This window comes from Labedella gwakjiensis (assembly GCF_003014675.1).
Classification (GTDB): domain Bacteria; phylum Actinomycetota; class Actinomycetes; order Actinomycetales; family Microbacteriaceae; genus Labedella; species Labedella gwakjiensis.
Genome location: NZ_PYAU01000001.1, coordinates 52525 through 73786 on the forward strand (window position 1 = coordinate 52525; position 21262 = coordinate 73786).

The 21262-nt window shown below is 69.7% G+C and carries 21 protein-coding genes and 1 riboswitch; of the genes, 9 read left to right on the plus strand and 12 right to left on the minus strand.

All coding sequences use genetic code 11. The features are described from left to right. Positions 1–9: 9 nt before the first annotated feature. From CLV49_RS00205 to CLV49_RS00215, 3 genes are all read left to right on the plus strand, one after another. Positions 10–801 carry a glucosamine-6-phosphate deaminase gene (locus CLV49_RS00205; protein WP_106561724.1) on the plus strand — a complete coding sequence of 264 codons (792 nt, stop codon included), beginning with the start codon at positions 10–12 and terminating at the stop codon, positions 799–801. Continuing rightward, on the plus strand, positions 798–1514 hold the full coding sequence (locus tag CLV49_RS00210) for a copper homeostasis protein CutC (protein ID WP_243696492.1): 717 nt from the start codon (positions 798–800) through the stop codon (positions 1512–1514). Before CLV49_RS00205 ends, CLV49_RS00210 begins: the two co-directional genes overlap by 4 nt. A 192-nt stretch (positions 1515–1706) precedes the next feature. Next, entirely contained in the window at positions 1707–3140 is a 1434-nt protein-coding gene (locus CLV49_RS00215; protein WP_166426854.1) for an MFS transporter, read from the plus strand. A 16-nt stretch (positions 3141–3156) separates the two neighbouring features. Here CLV49_RS00215 and CLV49_RS00220 read toward each other — a convergent pair whose 3' ends face one another. After that, on the minus strand, positions 3157–3480 hold the full coding sequence (locus CLV49_RS00220; RefSeq protein WP_106561726.1) for a DMT family transporter: 324 nt from the start codon (positions 3478–3480) through the stop codon (positions 3157–3159). Positions 3481–3492: 12 nt separating this feature from the next. Then, a riboswitch (guanidine-III (ykkC-III) riboswitch) is annotated at positions 3493–3558 on the minus strand. A 98-nt stretch (positions 3559–3656) separates the two neighbouring features. On the opposite strand from CLV49_RS00220, the gene CLV49_RS00225 reads away from it, so the two are divergent. Genes CLV49_RS00225 through CLV49_RS00235 form a run of 3 tightly spaced genes read left to right on the plus strand, consistent with a single transcriptional unit; the run spans position 3657 to position 6003 of the window. Next, positions 3657–4946, plus strand: a complete 1290-nt coding sequence (locus tag CLV49_RS00225) for an O-acetylhomoserine aminocarboxypropyltransferase/cysteine synthase family protein (RefSeq protein ID WP_106561727.1) — start codon at positions 3657–3659, stop codon at positions 4944–4946. Between the two features lie 2 nt (positions 4947–4948). Then, complete coding sequence (locus CLV49_RS00230; RefSeq protein WP_166426840.1) at positions 4949–5515, plus strand: CoA-binding protein; 567 nt, start codon at positions 4949–4951, stop codon at positions 5513–5515. Between the two features lie 44 nt (positions 5516–5559). Beyond that, the gene (locus tag CLV49_RS00235; RefSeq protein WP_106561729.1) at positions 5560–6003 is read left to right on the plus strand and encodes a YdeI/OmpD-associated family protein; all 444 of its coding nucleotides are present in this window, start codon (positions 5560–5562) and stop codon (positions 6001–6003) included. Between the two features lie 12 nt (positions 6004–6015). On the opposite strand, the gene CLV49_RS00240 is transcribed toward CLV49_RS00235, so the two are convergent. The 10 genes from CLV49_RS00240 to CLV49_RS00285 all read right to left on the minus strand — a co-directional run bounded on the left by CLV49_RS00240 (position 6016) and on the right by CLV49_RS00285 (position 15314). Beyond that, entirely contained in the window at positions 6016–6906 is an 891-nt protein-coding gene (locus CLV49_RS00240; RefSeq protein WP_106561730.1) for an endo alpha-1,4 polygalactosaminidase, read from the minus strand. Next, a complete protein-coding gene (locus CLV49_RS00245; RefSeq protein ID WP_106561731.1) occupies positions 6903–7604 on the minus strand; it encodes a LysR family transcriptional regulator substrate-binding protein in 702 nt (233 codons plus the stop codon). The genes CLV49_RS00240 and CLV49_RS00245 overlap by 4 nt, the downstream gene beginning before the upstream one ends. 67 nt (positions 7605–7671) lie before the next feature. Next, on the minus strand, positions 7672–8586 hold the full coding sequence (locus CLV49_RS00250) for an Ig-like domain-containing protein (protein WP_127054205.1): 915 nt from the start codon (positions 8584–8586) through the stop codon (positions 7672–7674). A 309-nt stretch (positions 8587–8895) separates the two neighbouring features. Beyond that, positions 8896–10779, minus strand: coding sequence for a thioredoxin domain-containing protein (locus CLV49_RS00255; protein WP_106561733.1), 1884 nt, complete (start codon positions 10777–10779; stop codon positions 8896–8898). Between the two features lie 2 nt (positions 10780–10781). Continuing rightward, the gene (locus CLV49_RS00260; RefSeq protein ID WP_106561734.1) at positions 10782–11672 is read right to left on the minus strand and encodes a DUF1684 domain-containing protein; all 891 of its coding nucleotides are present in this window, start codon (positions 11670–11672) and stop codon (positions 10782–10784) included. Between the two features lie 35 nt (positions 11673–11707). After that, positions 11708–12535: an aldo/keto reductase gene (locus CLV49_RS00265; RefSeq protein WP_106561735.1), complete on the minus strand. Its 828-nt coding sequence runs from the start codon at positions 12533–12535 to the stop codon at positions 11708–11710. An 80-nt stretch (positions 12536–12615) separates the two neighbouring features. Then, entirely contained in the window at positions 12616–13440 is an 825-nt protein-coding gene (locus CLV49_RS00270; RefSeq protein ID WP_106561736.1) for an ABC transporter permease, read from the minus strand. Beyond that, on the minus strand, positions 13437–14345 hold the full coding sequence (locus CLV49_RS00275; RefSeq protein WP_424977973.1) for an ABC transporter ATP-binding protein: 909 nt from the start codon (positions 14343–14345) through the stop codon (positions 13437–13439). The genes CLV49_RS00270 and CLV49_RS00275 overlap by 4 nt, the downstream gene beginning before the upstream one ends. Then, on the minus strand, positions 14342–14638 hold the full coding sequence (locus CLV49_RS00280) for a transcriptional regulator (RefSeq protein ID WP_106561737.1): 297 nt from the start codon (positions 14636–14638) through the stop codon (positions 14342–14344). The genes CLV49_RS00275 and CLV49_RS00280 overlap by 4 nt, the downstream gene beginning before the upstream one ends. Continuing rightward, the gene (locus CLV49_RS00285; protein ID WP_127054203.1) at positions 14631–15314 is read right to left on the minus strand and encodes a hypothetical protein; all 684 of its coding nucleotides are present in this window, start codon (positions 15312–15314) and stop codon (positions 14631–14633) included. Before CLV49_RS00285 ends, CLV49_RS00280 begins: the two co-directional genes overlap by 8 nt. Before the next feature lie 97 nt (positions 15315–15411). On the opposite strand from CLV49_RS00285, the gene hrpA reads away from it, so the two are divergent. Next, entirely contained in the window at positions 15412–19254 is a 3843-nt protein-coding gene (gene hrpA, locus CLV49_RS00290; protein ID WP_106561739.1) for an ATP-dependent RNA helicase HrpA, read from the plus strand. 46 nt (positions 19255–19300) lie between these two features. Here the strand turns inward: hrpA and CLV49_RS00295 are convergent, their stop codons facing one another. Then, positions 19301–20140, minus strand: a complete 840-nt coding sequence (locus tag CLV49_RS00295) for a sulfurtransferase (protein WP_106561740.1) — start codon at positions 20138–20140, stop codon at positions 19301–19303. Positions 20141–20274: 134 nt separating this feature from the next. Between CLV49_RS00295 and CLV49_RS00300 the strand changes: the two genes are divergently transcribed. Together CLV49_RS00300 and CLV49_RS18090 are read left to right on the plus strand one after the other, a co-directional pair. Continuing rightward, positions 20275–20871 carry a flavin reductase family protein gene (locus CLV49_RS00300; RefSeq protein ID WP_106561741.1) on the plus strand — a complete coding sequence of 199 codons (597 nt, stop codon included), beginning with the start codon at positions 20275–20277 and terminating at the stop codon, positions 20869–20871. A 161-nt stretch (positions 20872–21032) separates the two neighbouring features. Next, on the plus strand, positions 21033–21212 hold the full coding sequence (locus CLV49_RS18090) for a hypothetical protein (RefSeq protein ID WP_127054201.1): 180 nt from the start codon (positions 21033–21035) through the stop codon (positions 21210–21212). Positions 21213–21262 lie beyond the last annotated feature (50 nt).

The following is a 21262-nucleotide window of genomic DNA, read 5'->3' on the forward strand; positions in this document are numbered from 1 at the left end:
GGAAATCCCATGGCCGAAGTCATCATCGTGCCCGACGCGCCGACGGCTGGCAGCATCGTCGCCGACGAACTCGTCCGCCTCATCCGCCGCCGCCCCGACGCCGTCCTCGGCCTCGCCACGGGTTCGTCCCCCCTGCCCGTCTACGATGCTCTGCGGGAGCGCATCGAGGGGGTGGACGTCTCGCGGGTGCGCGGCTTCGCCCTCGACGAATACGTGGGGCTCGACGCGGCCCACCCCGAGTCGTACCGGTCCGTCATCACACGAGAGGTCGTGGAGCCGCTCGGCCTCGATCCGCGCCTCATCCGGACGCCCGACGGCTCGCTCGACGGCATCGCCACCGCCGGCGAGGAGTACGAGGCGGCGATCGCCGAGGCCGGCGGCATCGACGCGCAGATCCTCGGCATCGGCACGGACGGACACATCGGATTCAACGAGCCCGGGTCGTCCTTCGCCTCGCGGACGCGCGTGAAGACACTCACGCGACAGACTCGCGAGGACAACGCACGCTTCTTCGAATCGATCGACGACGTGCCGATGCACTGCATCACGCAGGGGCTCGGCACCATCCTCCGCGCCCGAAGCCTCGTCCTGCTCGCGTTCGGCGAGGGCAAGGCCGACGCCGTCGCCGGCGCGATCGAGGGACCCGTGAGCGCGTCCCTCCCCGGCTCCGCCATCCAGCTCCACGAGCACGTGACCGTCGTCGTCGACGAGGCCGCCGCCTCCCGGCTGCGGAACGCGGACTACTACCGCTACGCGTGGGAGAACAAGCCGGACTGGCAGAGGATCTGGGACGCGACGTGACCGCGTTCGAGCTCGCGGTGCAGGACGCGGCCGGTATCGCGGTGGCCGGGCGTGTGAGGCCGGATCGCGTCGAGCTCGCCTCGGCCCTGTCGACGGGCGGGCTCACTCCATCGATCGGGCTCATCCGCGCGGCCGTCGACGCGGGGCTCGAGGTGCACGTGCTCGTGCGCCCTCGACTCGGCGGGTTCGAGTACTCGGCGACCGACCGGGCTCTGATCGTGGCCGACGCGCGCGCAGCCCTCGACGCCGGCGCGGCCGGAGTCGTCGTGGGCGGCACGCGTGACGGCCGGGTGGACATCGACGTCGTCCGGGCGGTGCAGGACATCGCCGGAGACGCCGAGATCACCTTTCACCGGGCCTTCGACACGGTGGCCGACCGTCCATCGGCGCTCTCGACACTCGCGGGCCTCGGGGTGACACGCGTGCTCACGTCGGGCGGCGCGACGAGCGCGGCCGACGCCCTCGACGACCTCCGGGCGCTCCACCGACTCGCGGCCGGCGCCGTGCAGATCATGGCAGGGGCCGGTGTCGACGCCTCGAACGCTCGCGCTGTCGCCGCGACGGGAGTGGATGCCCTGCACGCGTCGGCGAGACGAACCGTCATCGGGACGGACATTCTCGCTCTCGGATCGGATCCGGACTCGAGTGGAGGACGCCACGAGACGACCGATGAGACCGCCGCCATCGCCATCCGCGATGCGCTGAGCGGCTGATCCGAGGCGGCGAGATCGTGGGGCGGGATCTGCTCGACCACAAGCCCCGCCATGACCCGATCACCCGACATATGGTTGACCTCGATGACTGACCAGACGAGCGACGAGCACACGAACGACCAGACGCGCAGCGACCCAGACCGCAGCACCCCGAAGAACGCCGACCGAGCCGACGCTCGCCCACTCGATGAAATGGACAGCCGGACCCGCTGGCGGGCGTTCGCCGTCTGCGTCGCGGTCGCGTCGCTCACGATCCTCGACCTCTCGAAGGTGAACGTGGGGCTGCCGTCGATCGAGGAGGCGCTCGGGGCGGGACCGACCGATCTCCAGCTGATCGTCGCGGGCTACGCCCTCGCCTTCGGCCTCGTGCTCGTCCCGGCCGGTCGGTACGGCGACCTGCACTCGCGCAAGCGCATGTTCCTCATCGGCCTCTCGGTGTTCGCCGCCGCGAGCCTCGCGTGCGCCGTCGCCCCGACGATCCTCGTGCTGATCGTCTCCCGCATCCTCCAGGGCATCGCCGCCGGCCTCCTCATGCCGCAAGTGCTCGGGCTCATCCAGCAGCTCTTCGTCGGGCCGGAACGCGGTCGCGCCTTCGGCCTGTTCGGCGCCATCATCGGACTCTCGACGGCCTTCGGGCCGACCCTCGGCGGGCTGCTCATCGCGATCGGCGGGCCCGAGAACGGGTGGACGCTGCTCTTCTGGATGAACGTGCCGCTCGCGATCATCCTCCTGCCGATCGCGGCGCGACTGCTGCCGAAGACGCAACCGCACCCGTCCGGGGCGAACTCGCTCGACCCCGTGGGGATCCTGCTCCTCGCGGTCGCCGTCCTCGCGCTCATGCTGCCCTTCGTCCTCACGACGGGTGCCCCGAGCGACGACCCCGCCCGCTGGTGGATACTCGTGGTCTTCGCCGTCTTCGCCGGGCTCTTCGTGCTGTGGGAGGGCCGTTACTCGAAGCGCGGGGAGACCCCCGTCGTCGACTTCTCCCTCTTCCGCATCTCGGGCTACCGGAACGCGATCCTCATCGGAACGTGCTACTTCGCGGCGATGCCCGCGACCTTCCTGACCCTGACGCTCTTCCTGCAGCAGGGTCTTGGCCTCGCTCCGGTCTTCGCCGGCATGATCACGATCCCCTTCGCGCTCGCGTCGGCCGTGAGCTCGTGGTGGAGCGGGCGACACGTCGAGAAGTACGGTCGCGCGCTCGTCGTCGTCGGACTCGTCCTCGTCGTCGTCGGCTTCTCGCTGAACTCCGTCCTCGCCGCGGTCCTCCCGGCGTCCGTGGCACCGTTCGCGATGAGTGCCGCGATGCTCATCGCCGGCATCGGAGGCGGCGCCGTGATCTCGCCCAACCAGACGCTCATGCTCGCCGACGTGCCGGTGTCCTCCGGCGGCGTGGCGGGCTCCATCGGCCAGCTCGGGCAGCGCATCGGAACGGCCGTGGGTCTCGCGGCCGCGACGGCGACGTTCTACGCCACCGTCTACTCCGAGACGGGAACGCAGTCCGACCTCGTCGTCTACCACGACGCCTACCGCAACGCGACGATCGTCACGATCGGCTTCGTCGTCGCGGCCCTCGTGTTCGCCCTGCTCGACGCGCGCGCCCGCCGCCTCAACGGCGTCCGCTGACACACCGCGGACGGGGTCAGTGGGAGTCGGAGACGAGCTTGAGACCCACGACGCACGCCACGATGCCGAGGATGAGGACGATCTTGATGACACTCGCGGGCTCGTCGCCCGTCACCATGGCGTAGGTGACGGTGAGCGCCGCGCCGATACCCACCCAGACCGCGTAGGCCGTGCCGACGGGCAGTTCGCGAAGGGCCCATGCGAGGCCGCCCATGCTGAGCACGAGGCCCACGACGAACACGATCGAGGGGACGGGCTTCGAGAAGCCCTCCGACTTGCCGAGCGCTGTGGCCCAGACGGCCTCGAGCATTCCGGACACGATGAGGATGATCCACGACATGACGACTCTCCTGAAGCGTCAGTCTTGTCGCTGCCCGGGTACTGCGCCCTCGTCCGGAACCGCTGTCGGCGGCTGACACAGAGCCTGACATACACGCCTGATCACGCCCTGTGCAGAGTGTGACTCCGCATGACGATCCCGGCCTCCGCCGGGATGCAGTCCACTAGCGTTGAGGCATGGCAGATCGCGAATACGGCTTCCGCACGAGGGCTATCCACGCCGGCAACATCCCGGACGCCGTGACCGGCTCGCGGGCGATCCCGATCTACCAGTCCACGGCCTTCGTCTTCGACGACACCGCAGACGCAGCCGCACGCTTCGCACTGCAGAAGTACGGCAACATCTACTCCCGTCTCGCGAACCCCACCGTCGCGAGCTTCGAGGAGCGCATCGCGAGCCTCGAGGGCGGACTCGGAGCCGTCGCCACGGCCACGGGCCTCGCCGCGCAGTACATCACCTTCGCGAGCCTCGTCGGCGCCGGCGACCACATCGTGGCGTCAGCGAACCTCTACGGCGGATCGATCACCCAGCTCGACGTAACGCTGCGCCGCTTCGGCGTGGAGACGACCTTCGTGCGCAGCTCCGACCCCGCCGACTACGCCGCGGCGATCACCGACCGCACGAAGATCGTCTTCGCCGAGACCGTCGCGAACCCCTCTGGCGAGATCGCCGACATCGAGGGCCTCGCCGACGTGGCTCACGCCCACGACATCCCGCTCATCATCGACTCGACCATCGCGACGCCGTTCCTGAACCGTCCGATCGAGTGGGGTGCCGACATCGTCACGCACTCGGCCACCAAGTTCCTCGGCGGGCACGGCACGACCCTCGGCGGCGTCGTCGTGGAGAGCGGTCGCTTCGAGTGGGACTCCCCCAAGTTCCCCCTCTTCACCCAGCCCGTCCCCTCCTACGGCGGGCTGCAGTGGTCCGGCAATTTCGGCGAGTACGCCTTCCTCACCCGCCTGCGCGCCGAGCAGCTGCGCGACATCGGCCCGTCGCTCTCCGCCCAGTCGGCGTTCCAGCTCGCCCAGGGGGTCGAGACCCTGCCCTTCCGGATGAAGGCACATGTGGACAACGCCCGTCTGGTGGCGGAGTGGCTCGATCAGGACCCCCGCGTCGAGGCGGTGTTCTGGGCGGGGCTCCCCGGCCACCCGCACCACGACCGCGCCGCCAAGTACCTGCCCCTCGGCCCGGGCTCGGTGTTCAGCTTCGTGGTCAAGGGCGGCCGAGCGGTCGGCCAGAAGCTCATCGAGTCCGTGAACCTCGCGAGCCACCTCGCCAACATCGGCGACGCGAAGACGCTCATCATCCACCCGGCCTCGACAACGCACGCGCAGCTCACCGAGCAGCAGCTCGTCGACGCCGGCGTCCTCCCCGGCGTCGTCCGCCTGAGCGTCGGCATCGAAGACCCCGAGGACATCATCGACGATCTCGATCAGGCGCTCGCCGCCGCCGTGGAGGTGTGACCATGACCGATCTCGTGGAGACCCGGCTGCAGAACGGGCTCACGTGTGCGCTGCCGTCCAGCTCGCCGCTCGCCAAGCTGCTGAAGAGCGAGCGCACGTGGACGGGTCCGGACGCGAAGGAGCGCCTCCAGATCCTCCGGAAGGCCCGCTCCATCGCCGTCGTCGGGGCCTCCCCCAACCCGGCCCGCTCGAGCTACTTCGTGGGCACCTACCTCCAGCAGTCCTCCGACTACCGCGTGTACTTCGTCAACCCGAACGCCGACGAGATCCTCGGCGCGAAGGCCTACCCCGATCTCGCGTCGCTCCCCGAGGTGCCCGACATCGTCGACGTGTTCCGCAAGCCGAGCGACATCCCCTCCGTCGTGGACGACGTCCTCGCGATCGGCGCCAAGACCATCTGGGTGCAGCTCGGCATCTGGAACCAGGAGGCCGCGTACGACGCCGAGGCGCGGGGTCTCACCGTCGTGATGGACCGCTGCATCAAAGTCGAGCACGCCCGATTCCACGGCGGACTGCATCTCCTCGGCTTCGATACCGGCCAGATCTCCGCACGGAAGCAGCTTCGCTAGACTCGCGGCAGCACCCGCTCGCGTCGCGTCACGGAGGACCGATCATGGCCGAGACCTTCACCACCACGCTCGAACAGGCTCGGAAGACCGCGACGGGCATCGAGGTTCCCCCGGAGGTCGTCGACGCCCTCGGTGGCGGGAAGCGCGCAGCCGTGACGGTGACGCTCGGCGAGTACTCCTACCGCAGCACGGTCGCGTCGATGGGGGGTCGCTTCCTCATCCCGGTGGCCGCGGAGCACCGGGAGGCCGCCGGCCTGACGGCCGGCGACAGCATCGCGGTCACGCTCGAACTCGACACCGCTCCCCGCACCGTCGAGGTACCAGAAGACCTCGCCGAGGCTCTCGCCACCGCCGGCGTCCGGGACGCGTTCGATGCGCTCTCACCGAGCGCGAAGAAGGCGCATGTCACGTCCGTGACCGGAACGACGGTCGCGGAGACGCGGGCGCGACGCGTCGCCAAGGTCGTGTCGAGCCTCGGCGGGATGTAGGACCGGTCCAGCTCAGCAGAGCTCGAACACGTAGCCCGGATCTCCCTGCGAGACGAGATCCCGGTCGCGCAGGACCACCGATCGCGGGGTATCCGGGTCGGCGCAGACGTCGGCGAAGGACCCGCGGAGGTCGTCAGCGTATTCGATGTCGATGACCGACTGCCCGTACACCTCCGTGTACGCCCTGCACTCATCGAAGCGGTGGCATTCCTCGGCCACCGCGAAGTCGAAGCCGACCGACGTCCGCATCTCCTCCGACATCTCGGCTGCGTTCTTCTGCCCGATGGCGAGCCCGTCGGCGTGCGCCCGCTCGGCGAAGAGCTCGGCGAGGGCCGTGTTGTGCTCTGCAGTCAGCTGACCGGCTGATCGCGAGAAGCTGTCGAGGTTGTCGATCTCGACGGCGGCGAACCCGGCGTCGGAGCAGGCGTCGATGACGGGACCGATCACGCCCATGATCGCGAGCCGTTTCGCGGGGGTCGACGTATCGAGCACGTACTCGTCCGGCCAGTTGGGGTCGGCCAGAGGTTCGCCGTCGACGTGCACGACGAGGTCGGGCCGGTCCGTGAGCCACTCCTCCGACTCCCCCGGCTGGGTCTGGAAACCGTTCACGTAGCAGATCGACCAGATGCCGTCTGCGGGCTGCTCGGTGCTGTCGCGTGCGACGATCCCGACGCCGTCCGGCGGCGGGTAGGCACCGCCGAGCTGGTAATCCACTCCGGCCCCCACCGGGAACGCGTTCGGGGTTGCGCTCGTATCCGGTTCGTGGGTGCTGCTGAGGTCATCGACCGGGCTCTCCGGCGACCCGCAGCCGGCGAGGAGCACCGTCGTGAGGAGCACCGCCGCGGCGACGGCCGCCCCCGGATGCCCGCGCCGACGACGTCGGTCGGAGTTCGCGACCGTCATCGTCGCTTCGGGCGCTTCCCACGCGGAGTGCGGGGGCGAGGTGGTGTCCCTTTCGCCGGCTTCCGTGGTTCCGCCCGCTTCTTCGCGGGAGGCGCCTCAGGCTCGGGCTGCCGGCCACGAGAGCTGTTCGCTCGACGGCCCCGGACCACGCCGACGAAGTCCTCGAGGTCGTCGAGGAGGGCGGGATCGGCGTCGTCCGATGGCCGCGGCCAGACGAGCGCTACCCGACTCGTCGGTCCGTCGCGGAGGATCCGCCATTCGAGCCCCTTGCCTCCTGCAGCGCGGGCCACGGACTGCGGCAGGACGAGCACGCCGACCCCGGCGCGCACGACCTCCGTCGTATCGAGGAGCATGCCGTCCGTCGGATGCACCAACTCGCCGTCGAGGTCGGCCAGCGACAACTCGTCGGCCGCCGTCAGGTCGTGGTCGGCCGACATGAGGACGACCGCCAGCTCCTCGTACAACGGGATGATGTGGAAGGTGTCCGGATCGACGTCGATCGGCAGCCGCACGAGGGCGACGTCGGCCTCACCCGATGCGAGGGGATCGAGCTGCCGTTCCTGCTCCGTCTTCACGAGCTGGAGGGGTGACGAGGGGTGACGTTCGTCCCAGGTGCGCTGCCATTTGCCGGGCAGAACACCGCGCACGAACGCGAGCGTGAGCGCTCCGTCATCCCGCGCATATCCCCTCGTGGTCACGTGCCACCTCCCCGTCGAGCCTATAAGGCTCGACCGGTCGGTGGCGGCGTATCCGGGGAGCTCGACGTCAGGCGGTCGTCCGGATGATCCAGTTCACCGGGTCGGAACCCGTCCCTCCGGTGCGGAGGGTGTTCGTCCCGACGAGCGTGCTGTCCGGGTACCTCAGCGTCGCGGAGCCGCTCGTGGCGAAGTCCGTCGCGTTGATGAGCGGCAGAGCGCGGATGGCCGCGTTGTTCGCGTTCCTCCAGGCGAGGTCGACGGTGTGGGTCTCATTCGGACCGAGGACCTGCGAGGTGCTGTACGTGTAGGTCCGTCGATTCTGCCCGCCGGAGACCGAGTCGGTCGAACCCGTGAAGGTGAACGTCGCCGCAGTGGAGGTGGGGACGGGTCGCGCCGCGAGCGTCGCGTGCGTCAGGGTCACCGACACGATGTACCCCGTCTGCGCCGTCCCTCCCCTGTTGTTGACGGCGAGCCGCACGGCCATGTTCCGACCGGGGGCCGTGATCATGCGACCGGACGAATCCGGCCCGGTCCACCCGGCGGTCGGTGCCACCGTCACCTGCGTGAACCGGAGGCTCGCGGGGGTCGGCTCGACGATCGTCGCCGTATCGCTCGCGGTCAGGACATCGCTCGTCGCGACGACCGTCACGACTCCGAGAGCCACGAGAGCAGACGCCGTCAGGGTGGTCGTGAACCGTCCGTCCGAGCCCGTGACGCCCGCCGTCGCCCCCAGAGCGGCACCGATCGGCGTGACGGTGAGGGTGACCGGCTGACCCGCCCACGGTCGCCCCTGCGAATCGAGCACGGTGACGACGACGTCGCTCACGTTCGAGAGCCCGACGCCGCCGGCGACGAGCTCGGCCTTCACGATGTCTACCGTGAGCGTGGATTGGATCGAGGTCGCGTGGGCCGGCGAGGCGACGGCGACCGCGATCACCGGGACGCTCCAGACGGCGGCGGCAGCGACGCTGCGGCGGGACATCCCGTTCATTCGAGGGCGATCGTCGTCAGCATCGCCGGGCGGGGCGGAGATGTCGACGTGAGTGGCGCTGTCGTGTCGGGTCACGATGAGCTGTCCTTTCCGGGTGGTCGAGACTCGGCCTCGTGGTGCGGACCGGGCCGGGACTCTGGACGCAAACCTAGGCTGTCCGTCGACCTCTGCCGCAGGTCGCCCGGAGCGTATTCATGTCGAAACCGTTCGTGATCAGGCAGTTGCCGGTTCCGCTCCCGAGCGGTCGCGAACGCGGGCGAGGATCTTTCACGTCGGGATTCACCCTGGACCCCTGATCGATCACGCGTGGTCGAGCGAATCCCCGTCGGCGAGCGCGGCCTCGAGCCGCTGAGGATCCGTGATGGGCAGGCGGCAGACGAAGTCGCGGCAGACGTACGCGGTGGACGCTCCTCCCACGGCCTCGCGCGCCGCGAAGAGGTCGAAACCGCCTTCCGCGAGTTCGCGGGCCGTGCTCGCCGAGACCGACACGGCGACTGACAACGCAGGTCTCCCGCCGACGACGGTCGGCTGCGACATCGGGTCGGCTCGACGATCGACGCCGTCGGGACGCACGACGACGAGTTGCACAGTCTCGTCGGCGAGCCTCCCTGCCAGACGGAGCGAGCTGCCGAACGAGACGGGCGATGCCGAGGCGAGAGCGGCGACCGCAGAGGCGGCGCGCTCCGCAGCCTCGCGATAGCGCCGCTCCCCCGTGAGCAGGTGGAGGTCGAAAGCAGCCTCGGCGCAGGCGCTCCGGCCGGAGGGGTATGCCCCCTCCGACGGGTCTCCGGCGAGCGCGAGTCCTCGGGCGACGAGCACCGGGTCGCCTCCCCCGGGTTCGCGGAATTCTCCGTCCTCGACGAGGACCGCATCGAGCACGGAGCGGCCCGCCATGACGAGATCCGGTCGGTCAGCGGCGAACCCCGTGGCCAGGAGCGCGGAGGCCAGCATCCCGTGGTCTTCGAGCGCGGCGACGGCGGTGGACGCGCGCCCGTCGAGCGAGGCCCTGACGAGCGACCCGTCGGACCGGACGTGGGCGTCGAGAATGGTGTCGCTCACGTCGACGGCGGCCTCGATCCACGCGTCGACACCGAACGCCACACCGGCACGGGCGAGGGCCGCGATCGCGAGGCCGTTCCAGCCGGTCAGCACCTTGCGGTCGAGCGCCGGTGGGTTCTCCTGGGCCCGCCCGGCGGCGTCCAGCGCGTAGTAGCCCCCTTCGGAGCGTTCTCCGCGCACCGTGCTCTCCGAATCCTGGGCGCTCGCGAAGCCGCCCGGAATACGCAGGGTCTCGAGGAGGAACCGGACGATTCCGGCGGCGGTCTCCGCAGCCCAGGCACGCGACCGGTCGTGAGTCCACGCCGTCGTGTACGCATCGAGGAGGAGCGCGTTGTCGTAAAGCATCCGCTCGTAGTGGGGCACCGACCAGTCGGCGTTGGTCGCATAACGGAAGAAGCCACCCTCCACCGGATCGCGGAGGTCGGACGTGGCCATGCGACGGAGCGTGCGCGCTGCGAGGTCGTCGGCGCCGGCGTCGAGGAGGAACTGGAGGGACGGAGCGACCGGGAACTTCGGCGCCCCGCCGAAGCCCCCGTGCTCGCGGTCCTCGCCCGCTCGGAGCGTCTCGACGGCGTCGTGGATCGCGGATCGACCCGGAGGGGCGGCCGGTCCGTCGACCGCGGGAAGCGATGACCTGACGGCGCTGGCGACAGCCGCGCCGGTCGCGAGCGCCTGGTCGCGTCGATGGGTCCATGCGTCGACGACCGCGGCGACCACGCGCCGGAAGGCCGGATGCCCCTGGACGTCGACGGGTGGGAAGTAGGTGCCGGCGAAGAAGACCTCGCCGTCGGGAGTGGCGAAGACGGAGAGCGGCCAGCCGAGGTTCGGGGTGAAGGCGCTCGCGCTCGCCAGGAATGCGGCGTCGACTCCCGGGTGCTCCTCCCGGTCGACCTTGATGCTGACGACGGCGTCTCCAAGGAGCTGCGCTATCTCGGGATCGGAGAAGCTCTCGCGCGCCATGACGTGACACCAGTGGCACGTGGCGTACCCGATCGAGATGAAGACGGGTACGTCGCGCCTCCTCGCCTCCGCGAAGGCCTCCTCACCCCACGGCCACCAGTCGACGGGGTTGTCGGCATGGGCGAGAAGGTAAGGACTCACGGTGTCCGCGAGGCGCGAGGGCACGCTCAGGCGCCCGCCGCCGGTACGCCGGAATCGTCGGCCGAGCCGTCGGCCGACACGGGTACGAGCGCCGTCTCCCCCGCCCGCACCGGTGTCGCGAAGCGGTTGTTCGGCGGAGGCAGCGGGCAGACGTACTCGTCACTGAAGGCGCACGGCGGGAGGTACGCACGGTTGAAGTCGACGCGGACGACACCGTCGGCGCCAGGAGCCGGCATGCCGAGGAATCGGAACCTGTAGCTCTCCGTCCCACTCGTGCCGTCGGCGATCACGGCGCGGAGCCCGGACGGCCCACCCGTGACGGTGAGGGAGACGGGCTCGTCACCGAGAGCGAACTCGACGGTACCGGCGAGGCGTTCCTCGCCGACGTACCCGTCGATCGCCGTGACGGAGAACGTGGCGGCTGGATCCGCCGGAGTGAAGCGGCCGTCGACGACCCAGCGCTCGTCGGGGGCGAAGTACCCGATGTCGGCCGTCGACAGCCGCACGGGTGCATCCGGATCGATGACACGGAGGGCGAGCGAGCCGTCTCGATCGAAGAAGCGCAACCGGCGCTCGCCGGCCGCCACCTCGCCACCCGCCGACAATCGCACGGTGTCGCCCGTGACCACACCGACCTCATCGCCGTCACGCAACACGGGCAGTCCGTCGAGCTCGTTCCCCTGCCCGACGACACTGTCGATGTCCGCCCACCACTCGCCGGGGACACCGGGGAGCCGCTGCGGCTCCCCGGTGAGCCAGTGAGTGGCGGTGAGAGACGCGATGCCGAGTGGAGACAGAGTGGCCCGCAGGCGCGCCCGGTGCCACGCGTTCCAGGCGCGTTCGAACGCGTCGACACGGCTCTCACCGGACGTGTCGTCGTTCTCGTCCCACACCGTGGCCGTCGCCGTTCCGCTCATCGTCTGCTCCGCTCGTCGTGTCGTGGGCTCTCGGCTCAGTTGACCTCGTCCGGGTGGGCGCTGACGCGACCGCCGCGCTCGAGACCCGAGATCGCGTTGATCTCGTCAGCCGTGAGCTCGAACCCGAAGAGGTCGAGGTTCTCGCGGATCCGCTCGGCCGAGTTCGACTTCGGGAACACGATGTTGCCGATCTGCAGGTGCCACTTGAGCACGGCCTGCGCCGGCGTGACACCGTGCGCCGCCGCTGCGGCCGCAACGGGCTCCTCGTCGAAGAGGGGGTACTTGCCCTGGCCGAGCGGGCCCCATGCCTCGATGTGGATGCCATTGGCCCGGCTGAACACGGTGACGTCGCGCTGCTGGTATGCGGGGTGCAGCTCGATCTGGTTCACGGCCGGCACGGTGCCCCCCTCGGCGATGATGCGCTCGAGGTGCGGCACGAGGAAGTTCGAGACACCGATCGAGCGGGTCTTGCCATCGGCGGCGATCTGCTCGAGCGCGTGCCAGGACTCCACGTAGCGGTCCTTCTTCGGCGTGGGCCAGTGGATGAGGTAGAGGTCGACGCTGTCGAGTCCGAGCTTCTCGAGGCTGCGGTCGATCGCGGCGTGCGCGGACTCGGTGCCCTGGTCGTCGTTCCACAGCTTCGTCGTGATGAAGAGCTCGTCGCGCGGGATGCCGCTCTTGGCGATGGCGCGACCCACGCCCTCCTCGTTGCCGTAGATGGCGGCGGTGTCGATGTGGCGGTAGCCGGCCTCGAGGGCGTCGGTGACGATGCGCTCCGTCTCGGCCGGGTCGACCTTGAAGACGCCGAAGCCGAGCTGCGGGATGGAGTAGCCGGAATTGAGCTGGATGGTGGGAACAGTCATGACCTCAACGCTACTGACCGCCGCCGACAACACTGGACGGGTTGCGCTCCGTTTCGCCGAGCGCTGAAAGTTCGTGGCCGTCAGCGGAACCGACGTCCCTGGTCACGCCGCAGGAGGAGGAGCACGAGCGCGAGGAGGACGCCCGCGGAGACGATCGCACCGACGGGCGCCCACCATTCGAGAGCGCCACCCTGAACGGCCCAGATGACGAGTTCACGCGCCTGACGCGTCGGAAGGAACCGCGTCACGGTGTCGAGCCACCCCGGGAACATCACGGGTGGCAGGAACAGTCCTCCACCGAAGGCGAGGGCGAACATCGCGACCTGCACCACGGCGATCGCCGCTTTCGACGGGAAGGACAGACCGATGGCCATCCCGAGGAACATCGACGGCAGCCCCGAGACGGCGAGCATGACGAATCCCAGGACGATGTGACCGATCGATGCCTCGGCCGCCGTGAGAAGCGCTCCGATGACGACGAGCGGCACGATCGCCACCAGACCGAGGGTTCCCGTGGCGAGCACGAGCCCGGCGACCCGGACGATGCCCGGCGCCGGCAGGGTGCGGAGGTACGGATCCCAGGGCTTCTCGCGGTTCTCGGCGATGCTGATGCCGAACCCGAAGAGACCGTTCGACATGACGGCGAAGACCGCCAGGGAGATGATGGCCTGGGTCGCGAAGAGCGGGTCGTCGGCCACCGCGCGCTGCGGAACGACGAAGAAGAGGAGCGCGAGGGCGGGGAAGACGAGCGATCCGATCACGGCGATCGGTACGCGGATCGTCTCGAGGAGGTTGAAGCGCGCGTGCACGAGGGAGAGCCGTACGGTGCGCCGGAGCGACACCGGCGCCCGGAGTCCGTCGGGCTTCCGCGCCGAGTCGACGGCCCGAGGAGAGATGGTGGTCATGCGCTCATCCGTTCGTCGTCGGCCGTGAGGGTCGTGAAGGCCTCCTCGAGGCTCGCGCGGCGGACGGCCAGTCCGTCGAACGGGGCGGCTGAGGCGACCAGGGAGCGCACGAACGCGTCGGAGTCGCGCACCCATGCCGTGAGACCCCTGCCATCGACATCGATGCGCACCACGCCGTCCATGCGTTCGACGACGGCCGCATCGACACCATCGAGGGTGACGCACCGGAGCCCGACGCGTCCGAGGACCCCGGCGAGGTCGTCGTCCGCGAGTACACGTCCCCGACCGATCACGATGACCCGCTCGGCGAGCGCCTCGATCTCCTCGAGGTAATGGCTCGTCACGACGATCGTCGCCCCGCGCTCATGCTGCCGACGGAGGGCGTCCCACAGCGTGTGGCGGGCCTCGACGTCGAGACCGGTCGTCGGTTCGTCGAGGAGGACGAGTCGAGGATTGCCGATGAACGCGAGAGCCACCGCGAGTCTGCGCTTCTGACCGCCCGAGAGAGCCCCGGTCTGCATGCGGAGCAACGGGTCGAGCCCGAACTCGGCCGCGATCGTCGTGCGATCGGCCGCGTCGTCGAAATGGGCCGCGACGAAGTCGAGCACCTCCCCGACGCGCAGAGTGTCCGGGAGACCGGTCTCCTGCGGTGTGCATCCGAGTCGCTGCCGGGCGCGAGGGTCGCCGGGGGCGCGCCCGAAGAGCTCGACGGTGCCGGTCGTGGGCCGGCGCGTCCCGTCGAGCAGCGAGAGGAGCGTCGACTTGCCGGCGCCGTTCGGCCCCAGAAGACCGACGATCGACCCGGGCGCGATATCGAGCGAGACGTGGTCGAGGGCCGTGACCTCTCCGAACCTGCGAGTGACGTCCGTGAGCCGTGCGAGCGGTGGTGTGTCTGCGATGGTCACGATCCTTCTCCCAGCAGCGCGCGAAGCGCCGTCATGTAGTCCTCGAACGCTCGACGGCCGGGAGCACTGAGCGCCGCATACGTGGCGGGCGTTCGGTCGTTGTGAGTCTTGGTGACGGTCACGTATCCCGCGTCCTCGAGCTTGCGGAGGTGGGTGGAGAGATTGCCTGCGGTCATGTCGAGGAGCTGCTGGAGCCGCGGGAAGCTCACCTGGGCCTCCGCACCGAGGGCCGCGAGCGTCGACATGATGCGCAATCGGGCCTGGGCGTGGATGACGGGGTCGAGCTCAGCCACGGTTCCGCGCTCCCGCAGACCGCCGGGCGCGAGCCACGAGGAGCACGATTCCGTAGACCAGGAACGCCCCTCCCCCCGCGAGCGCCATGACGAGGTAGTTGCCCGGCGTGCCGAAATAGGGTGCGACGATCCCGATGGACAGGATCCACCCTCCGACGACGATCATCGAGCGGTCGGAGAAGAGGGCTGCGCCGAAGAGGTACAGGATGCCGACGACGATGCAGTAACCCGCCGGGAAGTAGAGCGCGGCCACCTCAGCCGACATGCCGGCACGGAACAGTGCACCGGCGAGCATCGGGACAGCCAGGCAGCCGAGCGCCCAGGTGATCCCGTAGATCCTCGCCTGCACCTGTTGCGGCCCCTTCACTCCAGCGCCGGTCCGCATACCGACGACCCCCGAGATGATGATTCCGGCGACCATCAGGATCACGAAGACCGCGCCGGCCGGTCCCGCCGGCACTGCGATCGGGCTGGCATCCGACGCCGACCAGAGGGCGAGGAAACCCACGGTCCATGCGACTCCCCAGGTGAGCACGATGATCGTCGTCGGCATCTGGAAGAAGTCCTCGACGCGGTCCTCCTGGCGACGCGAGAGGGCGAGCATCTCCGCCGGGGTCATCGGCGCGTCGTCGTCATGGTCTGGTGACGCGGCTGCTGGGTCGTGTCGATCTGTCATGTTTACTTTGTATCGCAAACCACTCTGCTCAGTCAATGAGTTTGTGGACGTCGACCGGCGGCCGTCCCTCCCGTCACTGGCCGTACGATGGAGGGCTATGCTTCCCGCGATCGTCTATCCCCCCGAGCTGCCCGTCAGCGCCATGCGCGACGACATCGCGGCGGCGATCCGGGACAACCAGGTCGTCATCGTCGCCGGCGAGACGGGCTCGGGGAAGACGACGCAGCTGCCGAAGATCTGCCTCGAACTCGGCCGGGAGAGCATCGGCCACACGCAGCCACGACGCATCGCCGCCCGCACGATCGCCGAGCGCATCTCGGACGAGCTCGGCACGGAGCTCGGCGGTCTCGTCGGGTACCAGGTGCGCTTCACCGACACCGTGTCGTCCGACACGAAGATCAAGCTCATGACGGACGGCATCCTGCTCGCCGAGATGCAGCGCGACCGGCTCCTGCGCCGCTACGACACGATCATCATCGACGAGGCGCACGAACGCAGCCTCACGATCGACTTCCTCCTCGGCTACCTCAAGCAGCTCCTCCCCCAGCGCCCCGACCTCAAGATCGTCATCACGTCGGCGACGATCGATCCGCAGAGCTTCTCGAAGCACTTCGGCGACGCCCCCATCGTGGAGGTCTCCGGCCGAACCTATCCCGTCGAGGTGCGATACCGCCCCCTCGTCGCCGAGACGGGCGCAGACACGGACGACGAGGACGACGACGCCCCGACGGACGACCGCAACTACATCGAGGGCATCTCCGACGCGCTCGACGAGCTGGCCCGCGAGAGCTCGGGCGACGTGCTCGTGTTCCTCTCCGGCGAGGCCGAGATCCGCGACGCCGCTGACGCCCTCCGCGCGAAGTACACCGGAGAACGTGGCGGCGTCACCGAGATCCTGCCCCTCTACGGACGTCTGAGTTCCGACGAGCAGCATCGCGTGTTCCGCCCGTCCACCGTCGCGGGGGTGCGGCGTCGCGTCGTGCTCGCCACGAACGTCGCGGAGACGAGCCTCACCGTTCCCGGCATCCGCTACGTCATCGATGCGGGGACTGCGCGCATCTCGCGCTACAGCACGCGGTCGAAGGTGCAGCGTCTCCCGATCGAGGCGATCTCGCAGGCGTCGGCGCGGCAGCGCTCGGGCCGCGCCGGTCGCACGAGCGCGGGAATCGCGATCCGCCTCTACTCGGAGGAGGACTTCGAGCGCCGCCCCGAGTACACCGAACCCGAGATCCTCCGGACCGGGCTCGCAGCCGTCATCCTGCAGATGGTGTCGCTCGGTCTGGGCGACATCCAGGAATTCCCCTTCCTCCAGCCGCCGGACACCCGGGGCGTCCGCGACGGTCTCGACCTCCTCGCCGAACTCGGCGCGCTGAAGGACCCGCGCTCGTCGTCGCCGGCCCTCACCCGCACGGGTCGCGACCTCGCACGGCTCCCCATCGATCCCCGATTCGCCCGGATGATCGTGGAGTCGCGCCGCTGGAACACGACACGCGAGGTCCTCGCGATCGTCGCAGCGCTCACCATCCAGGACCCGCGGGAGCGACCGCTCGAGCAGCGCGGTCGCGCCGACGAACTGCACGCCCGGTTCGCCGACCCCACGAGCGACTTCCTCACCCTCCTGAACCTCTGGAACCACCTGGAGGAGAAGCAGCACGAACTGTCGTCGAGTGCTTTCCGGCGCTTGTGCCGCTCGGAGTTCCTCAACTACATGCGGGTGCGCGAGTGGCAGGACGTCTACCGCCAGCTCAAGCGGCTCGCGAAGCCCCTCCGCCTCACGGTCGGCGAACCCGCCGTCAACCCGGACGGCATCCACCGTTCCCTCCTTTCCGGGCTCCTCTCCCACATCGGCGTCAAGGACCAGGCCGCCGCCGCGGCGACGAAGCCGTCGGGCAACCGCGACCGCAAGACGCCGGGACCGCCCAAGAAGGGCGACTACGTCGGCGCACGCGGCATGCGCTTCGTCATCTTCCCCGGCTCGACCCTCGCCAAGAAGCAGCCGAACGCCGTCATGAGCGCCGAGCTCGTCGAGACCTCTCGGCTGTTCGCCCGCAACAACGCGTCGATCGACCCGGCGTGGGCCGAGCAGATAGCCGGCGACCTCTGCAAGCGCAGCTACTCCGAGCCGCACTGGGAGAAGAAGCAGGGCGCCGTCGTCGCCTACGAGAAGGTGACCCTCTACGGAGTGCCGATCGTGCCCAAGCGACGCGTGCAGTACAAGCGGATCGACCCGGAGCTCAGCCGTGAGCTCTTCATCCGTCACGCGCTCGTCGAGGGCGAGTGGGAGTCGCCGCAGTCGTTCGACCGCGCGAACAAGGCACTCCGCCGCGAGCTCGAGCAGCTCGAGGAGCGCACCCGTCGCCGCGACATCCTCGTCGACGACGAGGCCGTCTTCGACTTCTACGACGCCCGCATCCCTGCCGACGTCGCATCGACGCGCGATTTCGAGGGCTGGTGGCGGCAGACACGGGCGAAGACTCCGGATCTGCTCACCATGACCCGGGCGGATCTCCTCCCCGAAGAGGAGGTCGCCGAGGTCGACGAGTCCCTGTTCCCGCCCACGTGGCGACAGGGCGACCAGAAGCTCCGCCTGCGGTACCGCTTCGATCCGGGGTCCGACGACGACGGCGTGACCGTGCAGGTGCCGCTCGCGCTCCTCCCGAGGCTCTCCCCCGCCGGTTTCGACTGGCAGGTCGCAGGGTTCCGGAAAGACCTCGTCACGGCGATGATCAAGTCGCTCCCGAAGGCGATCCGACGCAACGTCGTCCCCGCGGCGGACTGGGCCGAGAAGCTGCTCGCCGACCTCCCCGACCACCCGGACGCCGCGCCCACCACCAACGCCGACACCCTCGCCGCTCGTCTCGCGATGTCGATCAAGCGGTTGTCATACATGGCGATCGAGCCGAGCGACTTCGACGTGGCGCGCGTTCCCGACCACCTGAAGATGAACTTCCGGGTCGTCGACGAACGCGGCCGGGAGGTCGCGACGGGCCGTGACCTCGCCCGGCTCCAGGAGCGACTGGCGTCGCGCTCGAGCCGCTCCGTCGCCACCGTCGCGGAGTCGAGCCCGCACGCGATCGAGCGACGCGGGCTCACCACGTGGGACATCGACGAGCTGCCCCGTTTCATCGACGTGAAGCAGGGCGGCGGGGTGGTCCGCGGCTATCCCACGCTGCGCGACGACGGCGACTCCGTCTCCATCGCGATCGTGGCGACGCCCGAGGAACAGGCGCGCACCCTGCCGGCGGGGGTCCGCCGGCTGCTTCGGCTCGCCGTCCCCTCCCCGGCCTCGTACGTGCAGCAGCACCTCACGCAGAACGAGAAGCTCGCACTCGCCACGAGTCGCTACCCCTCCACGAACGCGCTCTTCGACGACTGCCTCATGGCCTGCATCGACGACGTGCTCTACCGGGTGAGCCCCGACGGGACGGTGTTCCTGCGGGGGCAGTACGAGGCGATCCGCGACCGAGTGTCGGCCGCCGTCATGAACACGATGTTCGACACCGTCTCGCTCGTTGCCCGGATCCTCCTGGCGGTCCGCGCGGCCGACAAGGCCCTCAAGGATGCGACGGGAATGGCCGTGATCGCGCAGGTGGCCGACGCCCGCGCGCAGCTCGACTCCCTCACGGGCCCTGGCTTCGTCGGGACGACGGGACTCGCGCGCCTGCAGCATCTCCCCCGTTACATCGGCGGCGTGCGCGCCCGAGCGGAGAAGCTCGCGGACAATCCGCATCGCGATCGCGCATGGATGACGGAGTACCAGACCGCGTTCGAGCGGTTCACGGCAGCGGGCGGCACGATACCGATCGATCCCCACGGGCCCGAGAAGCTCGTCCACGCCCGGTGGATGCTCGAGGAATACCGCGTGAGCCTGTTCGCGACCCAGCTCGGCACGTCGGAATCGGTCTCGCTCCAGCGGATCACCAAGGTCCTCGCCGGCTGAACGGGTGCGACGCGTCAGGCGTGCGACGCGTCAGGCGTGCGACGCGTCAGGGCATGGCGCCGATGGCGACGGGGCGGTCCGGGTGGTTCGACCAGGCGCTCCAGGAACCCGGGAAGAGGCGCGCGTCGATGCCCGCGACCGCGAGCGCTGCGACGGTGTGGGCGGCGGTGACGCCGGAGCCGCAGTAGACGCCGACGGGTGCGCCCTGTCCCGCTCCGAGGGAGGCGAAGCGCTCGCGGAGCTCCTCCGGTGTGCGGAATCTCCCGTCGGCCGCGAGGTTCCCGGCGGTCGGCGCGCTCACAGCACCCGGGATGTGACCGGCCCGCGGATCCACAGGTTCGACGTCTCCCGCGTACCGCTCCCCCGCCCGCGCATCGAGCAGGACGCCGGACGAGGCCAGAGCCGCCGCATCGTCGATGTGCAGCACGTCGTCCGTATCGCCGGTCATCAGTGCGATCGTGCCGCGAGGCGGTGCGGACGGGCCGGTCTCGAGCGGAAGTCCGGCATCTCGCCACGCCGCGAGCGCCCCGTCCAGGATGCGTACGTCCGAGACGCCGTGGTGGCGCAGGAGCCACCACGCGCGCGCCGCCGACATGCCCCCGAGGTCGTCGTAGACGACGACCGTGTCACCGTCGTCGAGGCCCCATGAGCGCGCCGACTCCTGGAGGGACGTGCGGTCGGGAAGCGGATGACGTCCGTCGGTCGGGGCGCCGTGCCCGGCGAGCTGCGTCTCGAGGTCCACGAAGACCGCTCCCGGGAGATGGCCGGACTCGAAGTCGCGGCGCCCGTCCGGTCGGTCGAGCCGCCATCTCACGTCGAGCAGGCGGACGGGGACACCCGACTCCCGCATCGCGAGCAGTTCCTGTGCCTGGATGAGAACCGTCATCACCCCAGACTAGGTGGGGGGACGTCCGTCACAGTCGGTAACCCGCTTGCTCGTGGCGGAAGAAGGGACGAGGGTGGAATGCGACGGCGCCCCCGGGCGTTGTCCCACGCAGAGCAGAGATCCGAGGAACCACGGTGACCGTCACGAACCCCGCAGCAACCCCGAGCCACGACCCGACAGCGGTCGACAGGACGGCCGTCCGGCACGCCTTCGACGGCGTCGGACCCGACGAGTTCAAGGCCATCTTCCGTCACCACGCCGCCGGGGTGTCGCTCATCACGGCCGACGCCGGCACGGGTCCCGCCGCCCTCACGGCCACGTCGGTGTTCTCCGTCAGCGCCGAGCCGCCCATCTTCGTCTTCTCGATCTCCTCGTCGTCGTCCGCGGCGCCCGTGATCACGAGCGCCGAGACTCTCGTCGTGCACATCCTGGATGCCGACCGTCTCGATCTCGCCAAACTCGGTGCGACGAGCGGCGTCGACCGCTTCGCCGACGCCTCCTCCTGGTCGCGCCTTCCCACGGGCGAGCCCGTGTTCTCCGGTGTCAGCACCTGGATCCGCGGTCGTGTCATCAACCGTATGGAGGCCGGCAACTCCACGATCATCGCGGTGCACGCGCTCGAGACGAGCCAGTCCTCCGCCGCACCGGACACTCGGGAGCACGGAGCGCCGCTCGTCTATCACAACCGCACGTGGCACTCCCTCGGCGAGCACTCCGCCCTCGACTCCTGAACACCGCTCCCGCCGGACGGAAGGGCTCCTGAGCGCGGCCGATCACTCGTCGCGCCTGCCCCGGAAAAAGTTCTACGGACCGCCGTCATGATCCGCCCCTCGATGCATCTCCTCTAGTGAGAGAGCATCCGAGGGGGATGCGGAGAAGGACGGAGCGTGTCGTGGATCGCCTACTGAATCGGGTGTGGAACAGCGTACGACGCACGGGTGGTCCCCGGGCTGTCGGCGTGGTCTACGTGCCCGATCGGATCGCGACCGCCGCGGAGCGCCGGTACTTCGACTCACTCGTCAGCAGGGAGGGGCTGCGCCACGACCCGAACGTGGTGCTCGCCGCCGGCTGACGCGCGTGGGCGGGCGTGGTGGTCGTCGTCACCTTCCGGGGGGATGGGTG

Coding starts and splice junctions, on each gene's coding strand:
- CLV49_RS00205 (WP_106561724.1), top strand. CDS start 10: ATGGCCGAAGTCATCATCGTGCCCGACGCGCCGACGGCTGGCAGCATC.
- CLV49_RS00215 (WP_166426854.1), top strand. CDS start 1,707: ATGGACAGCCGGACCCGCTGGCGGGCGTTCGCCGTCTGCGTCGCGGTC.
- CLV49_RS00220 (WP_106561726.1), bottom strand. CDS start 3,480: ATGTCGTGGATCATCCTCATCGTGTCCGGAATGCTCGAGGCCGTCTGG.
- CLV49_RS00225 (WP_106561727.1), top strand. CDS start 3,657: ATGGCAGATCGCGAATACGGCTTCCGCACGAGGGCTATCCACGCCGGC.
- CLV49_RS00230 (WP_166426840.1), top strand. CDS start 4,949: ATGACCGATCTCGTGGAGACCCGGCTGCAGAACGGGCTCACGTGTGCG.
- CLV49_RS00235 (WP_106561729.1), top strand. CDS start 5,560: ATGGCCGAGACCTTCACCACCACGCTCGAACAGGCTCGGAAGACCGCG.
- CLV49_RS00240 (WP_106561730.1), bottom strand. CDS start 6,906: ATGACGGTCGCGAACTCCGACCGACGTCGTCGGCGCGGGCATCCGGGG.
- CLV49_RS00250 (WP_127054205.1), bottom strand. CDS start 8,586: ATGTCCCGCCGCAGCGTCGCTGCCGCCGCCGTCTGGAGCGTCCCGGTG.
- CLV49_RS00260 (WP_106561734.1), bottom strand. CDS start 11,672: ATGAGCGGAACGGCGACGGCCACGGTGTGGGACGAGAACGACGACACG.
- CLV49_RS00265 (WP_106561735.1), bottom strand. CDS start 12,535: ATGACTGTTCCCACCATCCAGCTCAATTCCGGCTACTCCATCCCGCAG.
- CLV49_RS00270 (WP_106561736.1), bottom strand. CDS start 13,440: ATGACCACCATCTCTCCTCGGGCCGTCGACTCGGCGCGGAAGCCCGAC.
- CLV49_RS00285 (WP_127054203.1), bottom strand. CDS start 15,314: ATGACAGATCGACACGACCCAGCAGCCGCGTCACCAGACCATGACGAC.
- hrpA (WP_106561739.1), top strand. CDS start 15,412: ATGCTTCCCGCGATCGTCTATCCCCCCGAGCTGCCCGTCAGCGCCATG.
- CLV49_RS00295 (WP_106561740.1), bottom strand. CDS start 20,140: ATGACGGTTCTCATCCAGGCACAGGAACTGCTCGCGATGCGGGAGTCG.